Annotated in this window: 18 protein-coding genes; 14 read left to right on the forward strand and 4 right to left on the reverse strand. The window is 47.2% G+C overall.

Annotated features, from left to right (window positions below; genetic code table 11):
• The 9 genes from uxuA to NC796_RS06700 form a co-directional block, all read left to right on the forward strand.
• On the forward strand, positions 1 to 593 hold a 593-nt coding region (gene uxuA, locus NC796_RS06660; RefSeq protein ID WP_310683240.1), incomplete at its 5' end, for a mannonate dehydratase.
• 421 nt (positions 594 to 1,014) lie between these two features.
• Positions 1,015 to 2,232: an efflux RND transporter periplasmic adaptor subunit gene (locus tag NC796_RS06665; protein WP_310683243.1), complete on the forward strand. Its 1,218-nt coding sequence runs from the start codon at positions 1,015 to 1,017 to the stop codon at positions 2,230 to 2,232.
• A 21-nt stretch (positions 2,233 to 2,253) separates the two neighbouring features.
• Positions 2,254 to 5,529: an efflux RND transporter permease subunit gene (locus tag NC796_RS06670; RefSeq protein WP_310683245.1), complete on the forward strand. Its 3,276-nt coding sequence runs from the start codon at positions 2,254 to 2,256 to the stop codon at positions 5,527 to 5,529.
• 9 nt (positions 5,530 to 5,538) lie between these two features.
• Entirely contained in the window at positions 5,539 to 8,604 is a 3,066-nt protein-coding gene (locus tag NC796_RS06675; protein ID WP_310683247.1) for an efflux RND transporter permease subunit, read from the forward strand.
• Between the two features lie 121 nt (positions 8,605 to 8,725).
• Positions 8,726 to 9,298 carry a cyclic nucleotide-binding domain-containing protein gene (locus NC796_RS06680; RefSeq protein ID WP_310683249.1) on the forward strand — a complete coding sequence of 191 codons (573 nt, stop codon included), beginning with the start codon at positions 8,726 to 8,728 and terminating at the stop codon, positions 9,296 to 9,298.
• A 92-nt stretch (positions 9,299 to 9,390) separates the two neighbouring features.
• On the forward strand, positions 9,391 to 10,281 hold the full coding sequence (locus tag NC796_RS06685) for an alpha/beta fold hydrolase (protein ID WP_310683251.1): 891 nt from the start codon (positions 9,391 to 9,393) through the stop codon (positions 10,279 to 10,281).
• A 120-nt stretch (positions 10,282 to 10,401) separates the two neighbouring features.
• On the forward strand, positions 10,402 to 10,887 hold the full coding sequence (locus NC796_RS06690; RefSeq protein WP_310683253.1) for a DUF3237 family protein: 486 nt from the start codon (positions 10,402 to 10,404) through the stop codon (positions 10,885 to 10,887).
• Positions 10,888 to 10,911: 24 nt separating this feature from the next.
• Positions 10,912 to 11,334, forward strand: a complete 423-nt coding sequence (locus tag NC796_RS06695; protein WP_310683255.1) for a cupin domain-containing protein — start codon at positions 10,912 to 10,914, stop codon at positions 11,332 to 11,334.
• A 163-nt stretch (positions 11,335 to 11,497) separates the two neighbouring features.
• Complete coding sequence (locus NC796_RS06700; protein WP_310683257.1) at positions 11,498 to 12,337, forward strand: DUF6597 domain-containing transcriptional factor; 840 nt, start codon at positions 11,498 to 11,500, stop codon at positions 12,335 to 12,337.
• 142 nt (positions 12,338 to 12,479) lie between these two features.
• On the opposite strand, the gene NC796_RS06705 is transcribed toward NC796_RS06700, so the two are convergent.
• Positions 12,480 to 12,611 carry a hypothetical protein gene (locus NC796_RS06705; RefSeq protein WP_310683259.1) on the reverse strand — a complete coding sequence of 44 codons (132 nt, stop codon included), beginning with the start codon at positions 12,609 to 12,611 and terminating at the stop codon, positions 12,480 to 12,482.
• Between the two features lie 270 nt (positions 12,612 to 12,881).
• Between NC796_RS06705 and NC796_RS06710 the strand changes: the two genes are divergently transcribed.
• Entirely contained in the window at positions 12,882 to 13,124 is a 243-nt protein-coding gene (locus NC796_RS06710; RefSeq protein WP_310683261.1) for a hypothetical protein, read from the forward strand.
• A gap of 242 nt (positions 13,125 to 13,366) precedes the next feature.
• Here the strand turns inward: NC796_RS06710 and NC796_RS06715 are convergent, their stop codons facing one another.
• The gene (locus NC796_RS06715; RefSeq protein ID WP_310683263.1) at positions 13,367 to 13,576 is read right to left on the reverse strand and encodes a hypothetical protein; all 210 of its coding nucleotides are present in this window, start codon (positions 13,574 to 13,576) and stop codon (positions 13,367 to 13,369) included.
• A 249-nt stretch (positions 13,577 to 13,825) separates the two neighbouring features.
• Positions 13,826 to 14,461: a hypothetical protein gene (locus tag NC796_RS06720; protein ID WP_310683265.1), complete on the reverse strand. Its 636-nt coding sequence runs from the start codon at positions 14,459 to 14,461 to the stop codon at positions 13,826 to 13,828.
• 432 nt (positions 14,462 to 14,893) lie between these two features.
• Here NC796_RS06720 and NC796_RS06725 point away from each other — a divergent pair, with 432 nt between their 5' ends.
• From NC796_RS06725 to NC796_RS06740, 4 genes are all read left to right on the forward strand, one after another.
• Positions 14,894 to 17,686 carry a tetratricopeptide repeat protein gene (locus NC796_RS06725; protein WP_310683267.1) on the forward strand — a complete coding sequence of 931 codons (2,793 nt, stop codon included), beginning with the start codon at positions 14,894 to 14,896 and terminating at the stop codon, positions 17,684 to 17,686.
• 55 nt (positions 17,687 to 17,741) lie between these two features.
• Complete coding sequence (locus NC796_RS06730; RefSeq protein ID WP_310683269.1) at positions 17,742 to 18,122, forward strand: VOC family protein; 381 nt, start codon at positions 17,742 to 17,744, stop codon at positions 18,120 to 18,122.
• A 400-nt stretch (positions 18,123 to 18,522) separates the two neighbouring features.
• The gene (locus NC796_RS06735) at positions 18,523 to 19,413 is read left to right on the forward strand and encodes an SDR family oxidoreductase (RefSeq protein ID WP_310683271.1); all 891 of its coding nucleotides are present in this window, start codon (positions 18,523 to 18,525) and stop codon (positions 19,411 to 19,413) included.
• A 48-nt stretch (positions 19,414 to 19,461) separates the two neighbouring features.
• Positions 19,462 to 20,349 carry an MBL fold metallo-hydrolase gene (locus NC796_RS06740; RefSeq protein ID WP_310683273.1) on the forward strand — a complete coding sequence of 296 codons (888 nt, stop codon included), beginning with the start codon at positions 19,462 to 19,464 and terminating at the stop codon, positions 20,347 to 20,349.
• A 315-nt stretch (positions 20,350 to 20,664) separates the two neighbouring features.
• Here the strand turns inward: NC796_RS06740 and NC796_RS06745 are convergent, their stop codons facing one another.
• Complete coding sequence (locus NC796_RS06745) at positions 20,665 to 21,978, reverse strand: Gfo/Idh/MocA family oxidoreductase (RefSeq protein WP_310683275.1); 1,314 nt, start codon at positions 21,976 to 21,978, stop codon at positions 20,665 to 20,667.
• Positions 21,979 to 22,001 lie beyond the last annotated feature (23 nt).

Below are 22,001 nucleotides of genomic sequence, written 5' to 3' on the forward strand. Positions count from 1 at the left end.
AATATGAAGATATCGATGACCAGCAGTTGAGAGAACACCTGTATGATTTTCTCAGGCAAATTATCCCTGTTGCCGAAGAGCACGAGGTACGCATGGCCATCCATCCGGATGATCCCCCCTTCCCACTGTTTGGCCTGCCCCGAATAGTCAGCACCGAGGCCGATGCGAAACAATTGACTGAGGTAGTGGATTCGCCCTACAACGGTCTAACTCTCTGTACCGGTTCATACGGAGCCCGCGCCGATAACGATCTGCCGGGCATGGTTGAACGGCTAGGTGATCGAGTCAACTTCATTCACCTGCGCAGTGTGGCCCGCGATGATGACGGCAGCTTCCAAGAGGCCAATCACCTGGAGGGTCATGCCGGCATGTTTGACGTCATGTATGCTCTTATTAAGGAACAAGAGCGTCGAAAAGCGGAAGGCCGAACGGATCTTGAAATTCCTATGCGGCCCGATCACGGGCACCGCATGCTCGACGATCTTCAAAAAGAATCCTATCCCGGCTACTCTGGACTGGGACGTCTGAGAGGACTTGCCGAACTCCGCGGACTGGAGATGGGGATCCGCAAGATGTTGGCAAGAAGAAATTAACTTTTACAGACTTTTCTTCAGCCATCCGGTATTCAACTGCTGGGTGGCTTTTCTCTTCTATTACCTACCTTTTCAAATTTGATACAGTTTTACAAGTTATCCTATAGCCAAGAAAGAGACCGAAGGAACTCAAAATTAAATCTGAATCCAGGTTACTACTTGTGTCCAGCACATATATTTAATTCATAGGAAAATCTTCAAAAATACTTCAAATTTCGACCACTCCAATTCTATACATAACCAATTGCATAACAATAAGTTAGAGTAATAAATTACTTTCTGTAACTCTTCGTCGTCAAATTTCGTAGGGTTTCCACTAATTTCAGGGCAATAGTAGAATCTTGACGGGCATTGCTCCTCTAAATCCAGACCTGCAAAGGAATCTTAACTTCTCAGACATTCAATTAAAATCAGGCTTAACGTGAATAACAGAAATTATTTACCTCTTTTTTTAACGATATCAGCATTCGTGATTTTCCAGGCTTGCAGTGGTGGAGGTCCCAACGGTGGACCTGGTAATTTCAATCCTGACCAGCAGCAAGCTACAAGTGTCGAAACAATTAGTGCGACGACTGCTGATATCTCCCAGCAGATAAAATCATTTGGAAATATTCGGGCCCAGGAAATTGTGAACGTAACACCACAAGTCTCTAACCGGATCACACAGATTCATGCCGATCTTGGTGATACCGTTCAGCCCGGCGAGCCTCTTGCAAAGATATATGACGTGCCATTCAGAGACCAGTTCCAACAGGCCAAAGCCCAGCTGGAACAAAGTCGCTCTGCATATGTCCGTGACAGCCTGGAATTTCAGCGCCAGCAGGAGCTCTATCAAAAAGAGGTGATCAGTTCTACAGAATATGACAATGCGCGGGCTTCCTTTCAGAACAGCAAAGCCCAATGGCAGGCTTCTCGTGCCAACCTCACACAGAGCCGGGAGGATTTGTATAATACCGAGATCAGATCCCCGGTCTACGGAGTTATCCTGACCAGAAATGTATCGGCAGGTGATCTTGCCACAACCGGGCAGGCAGCTTTTGAGATCGCCAACCTTACCGGCTACCAATGCCGGGTGTACCTGCCGTTTGAGGAATGGAGAAATGTCAAAATCGGACAACCAGTTAATTTTCGGGTTTCAAATTACCCTGAGGTGACTGGACAAGGGAGAGTTTCCCAGATCAGTCCCCGCCTTGATCCTGCAACGGGACTTGGTGAAGTAGTAATAAGCCTGACTGAACAGGGACAGAATATTTACCAGGGTGTGCTGGTGCAGGCGACCATCAATGTAGAAACCCACCAAAACGCAGTAGTAATACCCCGTTCGGCGTTGGTGGAGAATGTCCAGACACTGATTGAACCGGAGTCAAACACCATCCAGCTGCAGCGGAGCTACTCCGCCTTCGTGGTCCAGGGGGATAGCATGGCAATGCGCAAAGAGCTGACACTAGGCATTGAACAGGGTGACCGAGTTGAAATATTGGAAGGACTCCAGCCGGGAGATGAAATTGTAATAACCGGTCAAAGCAGTTTGGATGACAGCACAAAAGTTCGGGTAGCCGGGCAGCAAGATTTCCAGGGGCCAGAAGAAATCCCTATTGAAAACACAGGTCAACAGGATACCAGCTCAGCCTCAAATTAATCCAATAAAGAACTTACCTATATGAAAGCGTTAGCGAGAAAAGCGGTTGAGCGACCGGTCACCTTCCTGATGACCAGCCTCATTGTGATTGGATTTGGTCTTTTCGGTCTCTCCAACCTGAGACTGAACCTGTACCCGGATGTCTCTTTCCCGACCATCACTGTTTACACCACCTATGAGGGAGTCGCCCCGGAGGACATTGAAACACTCGTCACCCGCCCCATTGAAGAGGCCGTGGGCAGTATCAGTGGAGTTCGACGTGTTCGCTCCATATCCAACCAGGGAGCATCGGTGGTAAAACTGAAATTTAACTGGGGCACTGATCTCTATATTGCAGAATCTGATGTACGTAAAGAACTCGACTTTGTACGGCGCACCATTCCTGAAGATGCCGAACAGCCAATCGTATTCTCTTATGATCCAAACCAAGAGCCAATTATAGTGCTCACGCTTACCTCCGATATCCGGAGCCCTCGCGAAATACGCACTATAGCTAAACAGCGTCTGGAGCAACGGTTGGAGCGCATTCCCGGTGTAGCTTCAAGCGAAACCTCCGGGGGATACGAACGCCAGATCAATATTGATATAAGCAATGAACAGATGCGCTCGTACGACCTCAGCATCTCAACTATTGCCAGCAAGCTGCAGCAGGAGAATATCCAGGTGCCCGCCGGAGAGCTCGTCGAAGGTCGCACAATCTATTCACTGCGCACCATCGGGGAATTTGAGAATGTCGATCAGATCCGGAACACCATCATTGCCGTGCGCGACGGGGAGCCACTCAGGCTTTCCGATGTGGCACGGGTTGAGGATGGGGTGGCCCAGCCTATTGGCAATGTGCACGTGGGAAACCAGGAGGGCGTCATTATCAACGTCTACCGGCAGAGCGATGCCAATGTTGTAACCACGGCTAATTCCGTGGTAGCCAGCCTCGACGATATGGAAAACATCCTGCCAAGGGATGTCAAAATCGACGTATTGACCAACGAGGCAAACTTCATCGAAATGTCGATTGAAAACCTGCTGTGGACCGGTTTGCAGGCGGTCATTCTCGTGGTGTTAATCCTGCTTGCCTTCCTTCACAGTGGACGCTCGGCACTGATTATCGCGATATCCATCCCCGTTTCGATTATCTCCACGTTCAGTATTATGGACTGGGCGGACCTGAGCCTCAACATCATTTCTCTCTCTGGTCTCACCCTGGCCGTGGGTATGGTGGTGGATGATGCTGTAGTGGTCCTTGAAAATATTTTCCGTTTTAAGGAGGAGGGCTATGATCGCGACAAAGCCTCGATTTTTGGAGCCCAGGAGGTCGCCGTTCCCGTGGTTATCTCCACATTAACAACCCTTGTGGTATTTATACCGATCCTGTTTGTGCCCGGCATTGCTGGCTTCCTGTTTCGGGATCTGGCGCTGACTATTTCGTTTGCTCTTTCTGTCTCTTCGATTGTCGCCCTCTCGCTTATCCCGATGATGAGTTCCCAGTTGCTGGATACGAAAGGAAAAGATGACGAAGACTCACGTAATTACTTAAGGCGCTTGCTGGACTGGAGCCGGGAAAACGTGTATAAACGTATTATTGCATCCCCTCTCCTCCTTCTGGGCGCACTCGTATACCCGTTTTACTTGCTATTCAAATTCATTGGGAAAAAATCCGGTTCATTCTTTTCCAAGACAGTAGGTCCAGCCATTGGAGACTTCCTTCAACGCCTGGAAACCTCATACAAAGACACGTTGGACCGTTTCCTTCATCGCAGCGGGTTCGTCGTGACTTCGGCTGTGCTGCTGTTTCTGCTCACGCTTCCCATTTTTGGGTTCCTGGGAGGTGAATTTTTCCCCAAGGTGGATGACAACGGCTTTATCCTGGATGTGCAGCGCGACCCGGGGGTCAGCCTCCTGGAGCTGGAACGAACGATCTCACAAGTAGAATCCATCATTGAGCGGGAAGTCCCTGAAGCACGGCTCGTGGTTTCTGACTTTGGGGATAAGGAAGGCATCGAGGGCGCAGATAATCCGGGTGGATACCAGGGAACTGTCCGTGTTGAGCTTGTTCCCCAGGGAGAACGCAGACGCAGCGAAGCCGATATAACCGCGAGCCTGCTGGAAGAGCTCGAAATTGTTCCCGGCGCCGAAATTAAGGAGGTGCAACAGGATCCGCTCAGTCCCGAAGGAGAAAATGGTCTGATCGTCCAGATTTTTGGGTATGAACCTTCGGTGAAGGAGGACCTAGCCAATGGTGTGAAAGCCCGTCTCAACGAAATCGATGGGATTGTAAATGTGTTTAGTACGGCAGATCAGGGGCGGCCCGAGCTGAGAGTGCGCATGGATCGCGAACGCATCTCCCGAATCGGGATGAACACACAGCAGGTGGCATCGGCAATAAGCAATGCCGTACAGGGAAACCTAGCAACAACGTACGTAGATCAGGGTATTGAATTTGAAGTGAGGGTTCAGCTCAAAGAGACCGACAAGGCGTCTGTGACCGACCTCAGGAATTTACAGGTGGAAACCCCGGACGGAGGCTGGGTGCCCCTCTCAAACCTGGCCACGGTGGAGCGCTACAGTGGACCCACGAATATACTCCGGGTAAACCAGGAACGTGTGACTGAAGTGACCGCAGACCTTTCAACGATTGACATGAACACAGCCACAAACCGAACGCAGGAACAGCTCAGCACTATCGACTGGCCGGACGGATACCGCTACCAGATTGCCGGTTCTGCCGAAGATCAGCAGGACTCGTTCAACTACCTGATGATAGCCTTCATGATTGCGGGAATTCTCACCTATATGGTGATGGCTTCGCAGTTCGAAAGCCTGATGGAGCCATTTATTATCATCCTGACAATACCACTGGCATTGACCGGCGTGCTCCTGATACTGTGGATGACCGGGACCTCGATCAGCGTTACTTCAATGGTGGGACTTATCCTGCTATCGGGTATCGTGGTGAACAACGGTATTGTAATGATTGACTATATTAAAATATTGCAGGCTCGAAAGATGACACGGCACGAGGCGATTGTGGAGGGAGCGAGCCGGCGACTGCGCCCGATCCTGATGACCGCACTCACAACCGTCCTCTCGATGGTGCCGCTGGCCCTTGAACTGGGCTCTGGTTCCGAGACCTGGAGTCCTATGGCACGAACCGTTATCGGTGGACTCACCGTATCGACCCTGCTTATGTTGTTCGTCGTCCCATGCCTTTACAACTTGATTAATAGTATGGTCGAAAATCTCGGGTTTGATTCTATACATAAAGAAGACCCATTGCTGGAAACTGAATTAGCTGAATAGGATGTTACGATGAAAAAATTCACTGTAGCTGGCAAAATATTAAATCGACCGATCACCGTGATTATGATAACATTGGTGGTCATTGGGTTTGGTGCATTCTCACTGTCGAACCTGAAGATAACCCTCTACCCTTCCTTTAACATTCCGATTCTTGCGGTTCAGACCAACTACAGTAACGTGGCGCCGGAGGATATGCAGAACTTGGTGGTAGAGCCGATCGAAGGGGCCATATCGTCGGTGCAAGGGATTGAAACGCTGGAGTCGAACATCAGCAAGGGAAGTGCATTTATCATCCTTCGGCTCAAAAATGGTGTCAATATCCGAAATACAGAGTTGAAAGTGCGCGAAGCAATTGCCCGTATCCGGAATGAGCTTCCGACCGAAGCCTCCGAGCCGGTAATCTTCCAGTTTGACCCGGAAAACTTCCCGATCATGCGTCTCAGCCTGGATGCCAATAATAAAGGCCTTGATGAGCTGCGACGACTTGGCGTAGAGTTTATAGAGCCGAGAATTGAGCGGTTGGAGGGCGTTGCTTCTGCCGATACACGTGGCGGCCTGGAACGGAAGGTATTCGTCAATGTTGACCCGATGTCACTGGCCCAGCACCAGCTGGTGCCTTCGGATATAGAGTCTGCCCTGAGATCCAACAACGCCCAGGTAGCAATGGGCAACATCATATCGGGGACCAACAGCTATAGCCTGGTGGCCGAGTCGATGTACCAGAATGTGGATGAGATCAGACAGACCATCATCAAGATGACCGACCAGAATGTACCGGTACGAGTCAAGGATGTGGCGAAGGTGGAGGACAGCTTTGCCGAGGTCCAGACGCTCGTAGAAATCAACGGTAAAAACAGTGTTTCCGTCGAAGTACAAAAGAAATCGGATGCCAATACCCTGGATGTTGCGAATGCGGTGCTGGCCGAACTGCCAACCATCAATAGCAACCTGCCTCCGGGCGTGAACCTCCAGGTGCTTACCAATGATGGGGAAAACGTTCAGAATTCGATCTCAAACCTGACGCAGTCCTCCCTGGCGGCGCTGATCGTAGTCATCATCGTATTGCTCATTTTTATGGGGGGATGGCGCATTTCACTTGTAGTAGCAGCAACTATTCCCGTTTCAGTCACAGCCAGCTTCGCGGGAATGTATGCCGCCGGTCTCACCCTCAACATCCTGACGATTACGGCCCTGGCGTTAGCGGTGGGACTGCTTGTGGATAATGCCATTGTGGTTTCCGAAAGTATCGCCCGAAAGCTGGAAGAGGACCTCCCAAAAATGCAAGCCGCTCTCGAAGGGACCAACGAGGTGATCGGGGCCCTGCTGGGTGCTACCCTGACCACCCTGGGTGTCTTCACTCCCATTGTTGGTATTTCTGGCATACAGGGACAATTTTTTGCCGAATTCGCACTGACGATCAGCATAGCCATCGGGATCTCGTTTATCTCATCAATAATTCTGGTCCCCGTATTGTCATTACTCTTTCTGAATAAAGAGGAGTTCAATAGACATAGCGGGTCCTTCAAAGGAATTCACAAGCTGGAAGAATGGTATGCCCGCTCCCTTCGCTGGATGATGTTCCGAAAGTGGATGGTCCTGCTTTTTGTGGGTGTCCTGCTGGGCGGCACTTACCTGCTTTACAACAACATGGCGTTTGAGTTCTTTACGGAATCGGATTCGGGCCGAGTGTCGATGAGTGTTGAGCTGCCTTCCGGAACAAAGCTGGTACGAACGGCCCAGGCAATACGAGACTTTGGCCAGCAGATCCAGCAGAAAGAGGAGGTGGAGATGGTAATCACTAACATCGGTCAGCGCGGATTCACCAGTCGCACGAATATTGGAGAAATAACAGTCAATCTTGTGGATCAGAGCAAACGTGATATCTCAACCAATGAATTTTCAGCGCAGCTTCGTCGTGAACTCTCGGCCCCGGGGGTGGAAGTCAATATCCGTGGTGGAGGAGGCGGTTTCGGGGGTTTTGGCGGAGGCATCACGCTCACTCTTGTGGGACCTGATATAGAAGTATTGCAGGCGATATCTGACAAAATTGAGATGAAAATGCTTGCCGACCCGAACGTGATATCGGTCGATAATGGTCGTACTGATCCCACGCCGGAGCTGCAATACCGTGTAGACCGTCAACGCATCAGCCGGATGGGACGGTCACTCAACGAGGTGGCGAATTCCCTAAAAACACAAGTACAGGGAACACGGACTGGCTACCTGAGACAGCAGGGCCGGGAAGTTCCCATCGAGGTTCGGGCAACTAAAACGGCTCTTACCAGTCGTGAGCAGCTCTTTGATCTTGAGCTGGTCCAAGTGGACAGTCAGCGCGTTTCAGTAGCTGCCCTGGGCCGCTTTGAAAGTGTGGAAGGCGTAAACGAGATCTCCCGTCGCGACCGCGAAACTGTGCTTGATGTAAGTATAGAGGTGGCAGGAAATACCAATGAATATCGTGAAAAAATTATCAGTTTTATCCAACAGGAAGTTGTACTGCCAGCCGGCTACAGATATGAATTTACGGGTGGAACACAAGACTCAGAGGAAGGATCTAACGAAGTGATGTGGTCGCTTCTTTTCGCTCTTGCACTGACCTACATGATTATGGCTTCGCTGTTCGAAAATTTCCGGGATCCTTTTATCATATGGTTTTCCATTCCGCTGGCCTTTTTCGGCGCCCTCATGGGACTCTGGCTCTCCCTCACTCCGCTGAGTGCTACTGCCTTTATCGGCATCTTTATGCTTGTGGGCATTATTGTCAACAACGGCATTGTGCTGGTCGACTACATGCATCTTTATACCAATGACAATGCCCATGCCGGTTCCCTTTTTGATAACGTCATTGAAGCTTGCAAACGGCGCATGCGCCCGATCCTGCTTACCGCGCTGACCACCATCTGCTCGATGATACCGCTTTCCCTGGGTATCGGTACCGGCGCTGAGATCTGGACTCCGCTGGCACGCGCTGTTATGGGCGGTCTCTTCTTTGGCTCCATCCTCACTCTCTATGTCGTTCCCATTTTTGTGATGGGCATTAGTAAAGAGCGCCGGGAGGCGATTAATGCTGAGCGTTAAAATGGGACTACAAGCATGCTAGCTTCCAACATTTAAACTGATAAATATTCATATTTTGAATATTCAATTGCGGTTTAGATTTGCAAGACCATAGTCGTACCATCATTTAAACAAACCTGTCATGTCGGTATCGTTAAAAGAGTTCCTCCAACAGATTCATCCGCTAGAAAATCAGGTTATTGAGGAATATGTGTCACACTGGGAAAGCTATGAAGCACCACGTAAGACGATCATAACTTCTGCTGGAAGAACGGAGCGGTACTTGTATTTTGTGATGGAAGGTATCCAGCGATCCTACTATCTCAATGACGGCAAAGAGTATATTATCGCTTTTACTTATCCCCCCTCCTTTTCGGGAATTCCCGAATCTTTTCTTGTCCAAAAACCATCAAAATACTTCCTGGAATCAATCACTGAAAGTCGCTTCCTACGCATTTCGTATGAACAACACCAACAGATGATGGCAAAATATCGGCCCATTGAAACATTGTTCCGCAAGGCAACGGAGGCTATTCTGATCGGGGTATTGGAACGTCATTACGAATTGATGGCCTATACTATTGAGGAGCGTTTTAAAGCTTTTCTGGATCGGAGTTCTCATCTACTAAATTTGGTGCCCCATAAAGACCTGGCTTCCTACCTCCGGATTGATCCTACCAATTTCAGCAAGCTTCTATCCTCGGTAAAGCTGTAAATCTTGGTATAGACCAAGATTAAAATGGCTGCGATGCGGGATATTTCCAATCCCAGAGAAAATCTGCAAACCCAACATAAATCGCAGCGATCATGACCTTAATATCTCACAGCCACGAATGGATAAATCAAATCGAATATCCTTTTAAGCATCATTACATTGAGCTGGAGGACGGGACAATGCATTATGTGGACGAAGGAAGTAGGGAAACACTTCTTTTTGTCCACGGCACTCCGACATGGTCTTTTCTATATCGCAACTTCATTAAAGAATTGTCAAAGCACTACCGGGTTATCGCTATTGACCACATCGGTTTTGGGCTTTCCGAAAAGCCGGAAACATTTAAAGGTCGGCCACAAGATCATGCGCATAATCTCTCGGAATTCATAAGGAAAAAGAATTTACGGGAAATCACCCTGGTGTTGCACGATTTCGGCGGCCCAATAGGACTTGCCGCAGCCATTAAAAATCCCAGCCGATTTAAACAGTTTGTTCTATTCAATACCTGGTTGTGGGAAACTGCTTCCAACAAAAAAGCCCGAAAAGTGGACAAAATTATCAATTCAGTCTTCGGGAAGTTCCTTTACCTGTGGTTAAATTTCTCGCCACGATTTCTTCTCAAACAAGGTTTTGCTGATAAAAGAAATCTGCCGAAGAAAATCCGTGAGCAGTACCTCCTGCCTTTCCCAGTCAAAAGCTCCAGGTGGTCGCTATACCGCATAGCACAATCCCTGGTGGGAGCTTCCGACTGGTATCACCAGCAGTGGCAGCAGCTTTCTGCTATAGAAGATAAACCCTGGCTCATACTGTGGGGAACCGAGGATGAATTCATTACCATCGACTACCTTCAAAGATGGAAGCATCGCCTGCCTCATGCAGAGGTTTATACCTTCGATTGCGGGCATTTTGTGCAGGAAGAACGACCCGAAAGTGCCCTTTCAAAGATGAAGGCCTTCTTAAGCCAATATTCTATTGCAGGATAGAACACTGTGTTGCGGTGAACAGATTTTCTCACAAAGATGTCGATTTTTTTCAATTCTGCAGCCGCCTGATGTGATAGATTTCCGGTGTAATCTTAATGATAACCAAATCAATCCATTACCATGAATATCAATATAAATGAAAACACCGAACTGCTTTTCGAAGAAAAACTCCACTTGACCAACATCACGGAATACGGGCTCAAATGGAGCGAACTAACGAATGGAATAACAGCCCCCGGCCCGGAAGGTGCCCGGTTTGACCTCGATTTTGAAGGCCTGGTCCACGGACCTAAAATTAATGGCACCATCAAAGGTACCGACTACCTGGAAGTGCGGGCTGATGGTAAGTTCATGCTGAATATCCAGGCTGCTGTTATTACCGATGATGGCAAAAGAATTGCCGTTCGCGAGGATGGCGTGCTTTACCCCCATCTAAACGGAAAGGCGCATATCCAGCTCAATTTACAGTTTCAAACCCATTACCCGGAATACAGATGGATGAACAACATCCAGGGATGGGCCATTTGTGAAGTGGATATGATGCGGGGAGAAGTAAATGTCAAGGTCTATAATGGTCAATTCGAGACTATTGCTGAAACCGCCTAACCTAAATTCTAAATCCAATATATCATGAAAACAGTAAACCTGAACACCCTTGAACTCACTGAATTCACTGGAAAAAACGCCCCTGGTCAGCACTGCATGGCCACCTTCCCCCTATTTGGGGCACACGGCACAGAATCCACAGCGACCGTCTACTTTGAGCTGGAGCCCGGAGACAGCCTCGGAAGACACACCGACAGCGCTGAGGAGCTACTCCTGGTCCTTGAAGGAAATGTAGATGCCGAGGTGGGTGGTGAAACTGGCCCCCTTTCCAAAGGTGAAATTGCACACGTGCCCAGGATGGTTCCACACAACCTTACCAACACGGGCAATCAAAAAGCCAAAGTATTGGGCATCTTTGGGGGAGCCAACCACATTGTGGCTACATTCGAAAAAACATGGCTGCCCACCGATTCCAAGACCGTTGATACCTCACAATTGAGGGGCTAGTGTTAAATAGTATCAATGCAAACACATAAAAACAGGCAGGATAACACTTCAGCATGTTATCCTGCCTATCATCATCTATCCTCAAAAATATCAGTCATTTACGCACCCATTTTCGTAATATGTCGTACAGACATTTCACTTTATAACAGCAAACACGTTAACCATGTCTGTTCAAATTCAGGAGTTTTCGCCCGGCAAGGATTTACGTCCCTACGTGGAGTTTTTCTGGGAAGGACAATTTAATCTGAGTGGAACCACCACGCTCTACCAAAAAGTTGTACCCAATGGATTTGTGGAACTTGTGATACATCCCTCCGATTCCCATTGTCACCTGCCTATTGGAGATGGATGGTCCTCATCCCCGGATTATACGATAATCGGCCTTTATACCCGGCCATATGAGGTGCAATTTCCACACTATGTGAATGTATTTGGCATCCGGTTTAAGCCGGAAGGTATCTATAATCTCTTTGGTATCCCTGCATCCGTCTTCTCAGAAAAATATGAAGATATGGAGCTGGTGCTGGGGCGTGAATTCAAAGAATATTGCGAAAGGCTGAGAGAAACTCCCCATGTCGGTCAAAGATTAAAGCTTACTACAAACTTTTTGCTTAAGAAACTGGAGCAAAATAGTGCTGAAATCACCTACCTGAACAGGGCCGCTGAGATGATACGCAGATCTGAGGGGTTCAATAAAATAGATGACCTGCCGGACAAAGTGTATATCAGCCAACGACAGTTGGAGAGAGAATTCAATAAAAAAATCGGGATAACTCCGAAGCGTTATATGCGTATTGCACGACTTAATGAGGTGCACAGGAAACTGGAAGAGGAGCAAGAGCTGGAGCTTACGAAAATTGCCTTTGACTGTGGTTATGCGGATCAGGCTCATTTTATACGGGATTTTAAAAGCTTTATGGGTGTGAACCCCACCCTGTTTACAAAGAACAGGCACCAGTTTATTGTCAACTCGCAATCGGCAAAACCTTACCCGATTAAATAACATCAACAAACCTACTGTATGAAATCCCAAAGCCCTTTTTAAATTCTGCTGAACTTGGTTATGACATTTTTCAGAGTAACGAGTAGGTAGATACCACTTCTATTGCGATTGCCTCGTATCCTATCGATCGATTGATACTCTTTCAATCGGTCGATTGACCCTTCATCAGTCGATCGATTGACTCATCATGAACCGTACGATTGCCTTGGCAGCAACCGATCGAATGCCTTTCCTTCAATCGATCGGTTGGCTCACCATCAGTCGTACGATTCATTTGACTTAAATCGATCGATTGGTTCCATATCAATCGTACGATAGAGATACCATCAATCGATCGATTGACTCTGATTAATTCGGTTAGTTCCTGCAAGGACTATTACAAGCATAGCTATAATCGACAAGGGGTATTGTGAAGGTCGTTGGCTAAACCAATGAATTTGAGGTGGTGATCCAGGAAGAAAATACTGTAGCATGATAATGTGATTGCCAATACTGTAAAACAGTGCTAATATTGTTTGAAGCGATTATATTGTAGGTAATCAACATGAAATCTACGCTATCCATACTGCTCATTTCCAGTTTCTTTCTCACCGGTTGCTACTCTCAGATGTACTACACAGATACGACGTACCGAAGAGATGTGGAATGGCATGCCGATACCCTCTCCAAAGCCGATTCAACCTACGTAGAAGGGTATGAGGATGGGTACGACGATGCCTTAGATAAATTTCATTACAAAAATTATGCAGTAGCCGACTGGTATGCCCGCCACGGGTTTGGCATGTGATATTCTGATTATTACGGTTTCCGCTACAACCATTTCAATCCATATCATTATTGGTATTCCCCCTATCCCTTTTCTTCTATAAGCTTTTATTATGGAAGGCCTTGGTATGGATTCTACTCCTACTATGCCCCCTTCGGCAGCGGTTACTGGGTATGCTGGGATCCCTGGGATGATCCATATCTTTACTGGCCCGGACATTATTACCATTACCCTGCTATTGCCATATCAGTTGGATATTTGCATTATCCGAAATCACGCAGGGTCACAGACGGACGATACGGGCGAAGAACGATCGGGACAAGCCGGGTTGCGGTTACGCGCGAGCCGGTGAATAGGACTGAAAACATAACGAGGGACCGACGCATATCAGAGCCCAAAACTACCGTAATACGGAGTCCCAGGACCAGCACGGTAAGGAGTCGCGGTACGCAGGTCCGAACGTCAAGAGGCACAACGATTCGATCGCGTTCAAGTGGCAACAGCTCGCGCGGACGTTCAACGGGTCGTTCCTCTTCTCGTGGGAGAAGTAGGGGAAATTAAAGCATCCCTGTGACAGCTGTAACCGTTGAAGACCAATAACACATAAAAGTTATGTGCAAATAAATACAAGAGTATTTAACGAAAGTGCCCTTAGCGTTCTTATTAAGATATCTTTCGTCTTATCATTTCTCCAATATCTGATCTGAAGGAGTGGAACTTTTTTACTTGGGTAACTTGAGCGTACCGGTCCATCGGTGGTCGGTTCTATCTGTTGCCAGATCAACAAAACTGTCCATCATTCCACGGCCTTTAGCTCCCGCAAATCTACCTGTTCCACCCGTGAATATGAATACGTCATGGAACTCGAAATCATAATCGGGATGGTCGCTAGGCAACACTTCCCCGGAAGCGGTAAAGTATAATTTGTCACCGTTTGAGGCTATAAAAGAGCCAACCCCACTATCGTAAGGCAAGGATTCTCCAGGCTCTAAGACTCCCGGGCTGTCATCGCCGGGCAGCAGTTCCGTAATATCACCACAAAAAGTTATGTGTGTGGTGAATCTCCCCAGATGAGTTGCCTCACCAGAACCATCCTGTACATTGTATGCAGTAAACGGGGGTGTGTCGCATGCGTCCGGATTTGCCACAACTTCCTCTTCATTTAGGACTGTGAAAAAATTTGCTTTAAATGGAACAGTTCGATAATGTCTGTTAAACCACCTTCCAGCCACTTTTTCCTGTTCTGTTATTTCAGAAACTTCTTCCTGCTGAAGTCCTTCTATTGCCTGGCTGACATCACAGGCAAAAATAAGGGATACACTAAGCGCGGTAAGTGCAACAAAATTGAGTGTCTTCATGGTATTGGTGTTTTGATGATGGTTTTATCACTAGTTGAGACTTATAACAGCTCTCTAAATCAAGATGGGAAAAAGGGTGGAATGGAACCTACCAATGATGTTGAAAAGGTTTTAAATTATGTCACAAATTTTTGCTTATATGTTGCAAATGATCCCTTCTTGAAATGCTTGATGTCGATCCTGTTAACAAAATCTGGAGACTGAGTGCCTACCCTCTCATCAATCCTTTTCTATCAATATAGTATCAATACATCTATAAGGTGTTTTTAGATGTGATCTCATTACTCCCTTGCTTTTGAAGACAGGAGTGCTAAATTGATATTACAGTGCTGGTATCGCAATTCTTCGGTTATGGTATATACTAACTGAGACGCAGATCGTTCAATAAAGGTTAAAAATTAGCAGGGACTGGTTATGGTTAAGGGGTCCTCCATGGATGATGCCTTTCTCAAGAAGCTAACCGCTGTTGTTGAAGAAAATCTTGGCGATGAACAGTTCAATGTCACCGATCTGGCATTCAAGGCCGGGGTGAGCCGGTCCAAAATTCATCGAAAACTCCAACAGCTCATGAATAAATCAACCTCACAATTTATTCGTGAGATCCGGCTGCAACATGCTATGGAGTTACTCAAAACTCGCGTGGCAACTATTTCAGAAATCGCTTACAAAGTTGGCTTCAACAGCCATACATACTTCAGTAAGTGTTTTCATGATTATTATGACTTCCCACCAAGCAAAGTTTTTAAAGACAAGGCTGAGGTCTCCGGCTTTCGCTCAACTCTGCCCAAGTTTTTAACATCATTTGTTGGCCGTAAACACGAGATTAAAGAAATACAAAGATTAATATCTAACGTAAGACTGCTTACTCTTACCGGACCCGGAGGAACCGGGAAAACGCGATTGGGTATTCAGTCAATGTGGGAATGTACAGGTGTATTTGTTGATGGGATTTATTTTATTTCTCTAGCAAATATTTCCGATCCCGAGTTAGTCGCTTCTTCTATTGCACAATCACTGGGCATGCGAATTGATGGCGTTATCTCAATCTGGAATAAAATCTATGAAAAGTTACATGATAAACAGGCACTACTCCTTCTCGACAACTTTGAACATGTAATTAGCTCAGCTCCCTTGGTCAGTGAACTTCTCTTACACTGTCCCAAGCTCAAAATTCTGGTGACCAGCCGTGAGCCCCTGCATATTAGTGGCGAGTATGAATTCCCTGTTGAGCCGCTTACGCACCCAAATCTAAACGCAAGCTTTACAAAAGAATCGCTTTTGAAATATGAAGCTATTGACCTATTTGTTCAACGGGCACGGAGCATCAAACCCGATTTTTCTCTAACTGATGAAAATGCTGAAGCCGTCATTGATATTTGTGGCCGCCTGGATGGGCTCCCGCTGGCTATTGAACTTGCTGCACCCAGAATAAAATTATTTTCTCCGCACGCACTACAAAAAAGATTGGGGAATAAATTAGATTTGTTGAATACTGGTCCAAGAGATCTGTCACAGCGTCAGCAATCACTTCGTGCTACCATTTTGTGGAGTTATAACTTACTCAATGATGACGAGAAAAGACTGCTGAGACAGCTGGCTATTTTTCAGGGTGGTTGTACATTTGATGCCATCAATGCAGTTTGCAACCCAGAAAAAGACCTGAACTTTACTATTGAAGAAGGCATTGCCTCCCTGTTGGATAAGAATCTTTTGTGGAAGAACGACCAGGCGGAACTTGAACCGCGCATTCATATGTTTGAAACTGTCCGTGATTTTGCTAGGGAAGAAGTCGAGGACCATGGCGAACGTAGATCATTAGAGCGGAAGCATCGAGAGTTTTTCCTGAGGTTTGCAGAACGTGTCAAAGAAAATCTAACTGGTCCTCACCAAGAGAAGGGCCTTGACAAACTGAAGCAAGAACACGATAACCTCCGAATAGCACTAGACCGATATCTTACCGGGGACCCGGATACCAAAAGTGCCCTTCAATTTGGTAAGGCCTTATACCGGTTTTGGTTGGTGCGGGGTTACCTAACGGAAGGTCGCTCCAAGCTCTCCAAGATCATTGAAATAGCTGCCAACCATAAACAAACGGAACTGCTAGCTACCGTCTTGTCACATGCCGGTACGTTGGCACAAAACCAGGGAGACTATGCTTCAGCGAGGTCATACTTTTCCAAAAGCCTGGCTATTTTGCGCAAACTAGATAATAAAAAAGGGATTGCCCGAACGCTCAACAGTCTTGGATGGCTGGAATGGCGTTTGGGAAATTACGAGGAATCCTGTGAGCTATCGAAGCAAGGCATGGACCTGTTCCATGCCTTGGGGGATGAAACCGGTATCGCGACTTCGTTGACTAATTTGGGCTTTGTTGCATTGCATCAAGGACGTTTGTCGGATGCGTTCTCTTTTTATTCCCGTAGTTTGAAGTTGCGACAAGATGCAGAAAACGAACGTGGCATAGCTTTTTCATTAATATTACTTGGCTGGGTGGAGTCGAAAAATGGCAGCTTTGGAGAAGCGAGACGGCGGCTCCAGGAAGGAATGCAAAGGTTTGAAGAACTTGGCGACAAGCAACTTTATGCTTTTGCTCTCAATATCTTTGCCGATCTGCTGCATGACCAGTGTGAATATGCGAAGTCCCTAGCTCTTATGAAAGAGAAAGGAATCCCCATTGAAAAGGAAATAGGCAGTAAGTATGGGCTGGCCTTTTCGCTCAGAGTGAAGGGCGACGACCTGCTTGCTAGAGGAGACCTTGTAAAGGCGGAGGAAGCCCATAAAAAAAGCCTGACACTACGCGAGGCCACGCAGGATAAGTGGTGCATCGCTCAATCCCTGCACCGACTGGGAATCGTTTCATTATCGCGGGACAACCATAAGTCAGCAACTGCACATCTTCTGAAAAGCTTGATTCTTCGAAATGAAATGAAGGATACATTAGGGATCATCGAATGTTTGGAAGGGTTTGTGAGGCTAGCCAGTAAACGGAATGCATACAAACTAGCCGCCGAACTGCTGGGTACATCGAGTAGACTTCGCGAAACAATGGGGGCACCTCGTCCACCCCATCTCAGAAAAGAAATTGGCGAACTTCAAACTAAGCTAAATGTAACGCTTGGAGTAAAAACTTTTGAAGCGACAAACGCAAAGGGACATGACAGGACATTGGAGCAGGCTATACATTTCGCCCTCTCAGTTTTCAAAAAAGTGACCTTCAATAAATGATATGAGACTACCAAATACGTTAATTATAAAATTACTTTCACCTTGAGGAGGAGCTATGAGCATTAATATGAAAACACCTGGAATCCACCACATATCACTGCGGGTTAGTGATTTTGAGCACGCACGCAACTTCTATATTGATATCTTGGGTTTTCAAATAGCACATGAACAGGAAAACCTGGTTATTTTTCTTGCTGGTAACACGGCTATAGGCATTCTTCCCGCGCAGGAACCCGGTGAGTTTAAGTCCTTACGCACTGGCCTAGACCACCTGGCACTGGGTTGCGAGAACGAATCTGAACTTAAACGTGTCGCCACAGCCCTGGCCGATGCAGGAATAGAAAACACCGGCATAAAAAAAGATGAAACGCTTGGTAAACTGTATGTGAATTTTAAAGATCCCGATCGTATATCCTGGGAATTCTATATGGTATGACTATATCACCAAGCAGTATGTATTTCAAAATCACGGTGCTGTAGAAACCAGGAACCGAGCAGCAGTTTTCCCATTTTCCATTGGACAATATACCACATCCGTTGGCTTTAGCAGATCCCCCCTTCAGGATAACAAGGATAACTCTGGAATATAATTTAAAGTCATCAAACAATATTTAAATTCTTTTCAACATAGTTGTAAGCGAGATTATCTGCTCTCCTGTATCTTTATGATAAGCTTAAATGAGATCCACATGCCGTGACTGAACCGCCATACCCGGGTCATTAAGCAGCCCGGAGCATGGGAACTGGTCTATTGGAAACCATACCTGAAATGCATATTCGATGAAGTAAATAAATAGCAGGAAATATTACCAATCAGTAACAAAACGAGGAGAGCAATGAACTTGATTATTGGAGCAACCGGGATGGTCGGCAGTGAGATTTGCCGTTTGCTTATTGCCGAAGGGAAGCCTGTACGGGCGATGGTAAGAGAGACGTCAGAACAAACAAAAGTCGAAAAACTAGAAAGTCTTGGCATCCAAATTGTCCAGGGCGACTTGCGAGAACGTTCTACCCTGAGGCCTGCTTTACAGGGGGTAACCGCAGTCATCACCACCATCTCATCCATGCCCTTTTCGTATCTAGCCGGAGAAAATGACATAGAAAAAGTGGACCATGATGGGATGTTTGATCTCATAGACGAAGCCAGGGCTAATGGTGTTAATCATTTAATTTATACCTCTTTTTCAGGACAGATCGATCTCAATTTTCCCCTCAGAAATGCCAAACGATCTGTTGAGCAACATCTCGTGGAGAGTGGAATTGAATACACTATTTTACGGCCCAGCTTCTTTATGGAGGTTTGGTTGACCAAATCTGTGGGATTTGACCCTGACAGTGCCAAAGTTCAACTCTGCGGTGATGGGACACAACCCACAAGTTATATTTCATATAAAGATGTTGCCCAATTTGCGGTGGAATGCCTGGATAATCCTTCCGCAAAGGATGCCATATTAGAGCTGGGTGGTCCGGAACAGCTTTCCCAGTTAGACGCTGTAATGCTTTTCGAGGAAACGAGTGGTCGTACCTTTGAAGTGCAAAGTATCCCGGAAGAGGCACTGCAATCTCAGATGGATGAGGCAACCGATCCCATGCAACAATCATTCTCAGCCCTCATGCTGTGCCTGGCAAATGGTGATCCCATTGATATGCGCGAGACCCTGGAGACATTCCCAGTGAAGCTGACCAGTGTCAGGGATTATGTCCGGAGCGTTATTGACGGTACCTGAATTGAGAAAAGAGATGCTGGACCACCTATAGAAAGGAGTAATTGAATTATGAAATCTGAATATTATCAATTCAATCTGGGAGATTTTGAATGTGTTTCGCTACTGGATGGCCGTTTTAATTATCCGCTTGAGGCATTTTTTACCAATGTCCCAAAAGAGCAGCTTGCGGAGACCCTGCGTCAACACGACCTCTCAACAACTCAAATTGCTACGCCTTACACCTGCCTGTTTGTCAATGCCGGCCGGCACAAGGTGATCATTGATACCGGTGCGGGGAATTTGGGGAAAGCGGCCGAAGAAATCTTTCCAGGGCTGGATCATTCCACCACATTCACGGGATACCTGATTCAGAGTATGGAAGCAGCAGGTATCGATCCTGCAGACATTGATACGGTCATCTTTACACACGCTCATCCCGACCACATCGGGGGCACCCTTGATGGTGATGGCAACCCAGTATTCACCAATGCCAGCTACTTCATCGCCAATTCGGAGTGGATGTTTTGGACCTCAGATAACGCGGTGGAGCAAACGGACCCGGTATTCGTTGACTTCGCCCGCCAAAACCTCCACCCGGTACAAGATCGGTTAAACCTTATAGAGGACGGGGCGGAAATTGTGCCGGGCATCCAGGCTATTGCCACACCGGGCCACACGCCAGGCCATATCGCGTTGTCCATCAGTTCCAATGGTCATTCACTTCTGCATGCTGCTGACATTGTTCTATACCCACTTCATTTAGAACATCCGGATTGGTTGCCAGCTTTTGATATGTCGCCTAAGGAGGCTGCAATCAGTAAGCGACGTATCTTTGATCGTGCGGCAGAGGAAAAGATATTGGTGTTCGCCCACCATTTTCCACCTTTCCCAAACCTTGGATATGTGGTAAAAAACAGATCAGGATGGCAGTGGCAGCCAATTCGGCCGCAGTCTTAGGAAGCCAGAAAACTGCAACTTTGGCAACCTAATAAAAATTAACACAGACAGTTTTTGACTTAATCAGTCTATTCCTCTACCGTCTTATGAGCCTAGAGCAAAAGGTCTAATTTTAATCTCTATATTTACAAATATTCCGGCCAACAAATGGCCAATATTTTTAACAGATGGATGCATTAAAAAAATTCAGCAAAGTGAAAAATCTACGCTCGAATGCTCAGAAAGATATTTATGCATTGAAGTGCAAACATTCCCCTTCTTACGGAATTGGACCAAACCAAAAATGAACACCGGCTTGGGAGAAAAGCTAGTTGATTAAATTTTAGGCAATGACCAGGGTTTTCGGTATTGCGGCGTTATGATGTGTTCAAACTGGCTGCGGTTAACCAGTGTGCCGCTATCCCATGAAAGACGCTCGCCCGTTCTGTGGGCGATATTCCCGATATGCCCGTAAAATGCTGCCAGGTATCCTGCTTCCACCGGACAATTTAGCTCCGCCTCTCCCCTGATGGTGTCCAGAAAGTTGGCAACGTGAAACTCGTGTCCTCTTTTCCCGGGCTCCTGGAATGGCACTTCCTCTATGATCGGTTTATCATCTTCCGTTTCAGGTATGATCTCCCATCCCTCCCGGTTCACAATGAGCGTGCCGTTGTTACCTTTGAAAGCGATACCATAATTCCTGCCATACGGGCCTGTTTCGGTGCCGCCGTTGTGCTCCCAAACCATATTGAAATCGTCAAACTCGTATATAACGGTCTGTGTGTCAGCCATATCGATAGCGCGGTCACCTCCTGCAAAAATACCGCCGATGGAACTAACTGATTTGGGTGGTCCCTGTATGTTGAGCGCCCAGAGGGGAATATCAAAGAGATGGGCGCCCCAATCTGTAATAAGTCCGCCGCCGTAATCCCAGTCAAATCGCCACACGCCGTGGAAGCGATTGGGATTGAACGGGCGTTTGGGTGCAGGCCCCAGCCACATGTCATAATTAACGCCTTCAGGCACCGCCTCGTCCGGCACGCGCTCGGGTCCCTGCCCGTAATCAAAGTTTGCCCACAGGTTCACGGTTCTAATTTTTCCGAGATGACCGGCTTGCATCATGCGTGCAATCTCCTGCCAGTGCACTCCACTACGCTGATGTTGACCTACCTGGACCACTTTCCCATACTTCCCTGCTGCTTTCATTATCAATTCCCCTTCCGCGATTGTTCTTGCCAGCGGTTTCTCCACATACACGTGTTTGCCAGCCTGCATTGCATGGATGGCGATCAGGCAGTGCCAGTGGTCCGGCGTGCCGATAAAAACAGCATCGATATCCTTGTCCTCTAGCATTTTGCGGTAGTCGGAATATAGCTTCGGGGTCTTTCCTGTCTGTTTGTTGACATCCGAAGCTCGATTTTCCAACACATTTTGGTCGACATCACAGAGACCTGCGCATGCCACTCCTGGCTGATTCAAGGCATGATGCAGCAGTCCAAACCCCATACTGCGGCAGCCGATAAGTCCAACCGAAATAGTATCTGACGGGTCGCGCCAGTTCTGGTTCAAAAAATTGAGACCCGGTGTCATGGCTGCGGCAAGTGCACCACCGGACGTTTTGATAAATTTACGACGATTATATTTATCCATGATTATTCCCCATTAATCCGATT

This window comes from Aliifodinibius sp. S!AR15-10 (genome assembly GCF_031569985.1).
In the GTDB taxonomy this organism is placed as follows: Bacteria; Bacteroidota; Rhodothermia; order Balneolales; family Balneolaceae; genus JAMQKA01.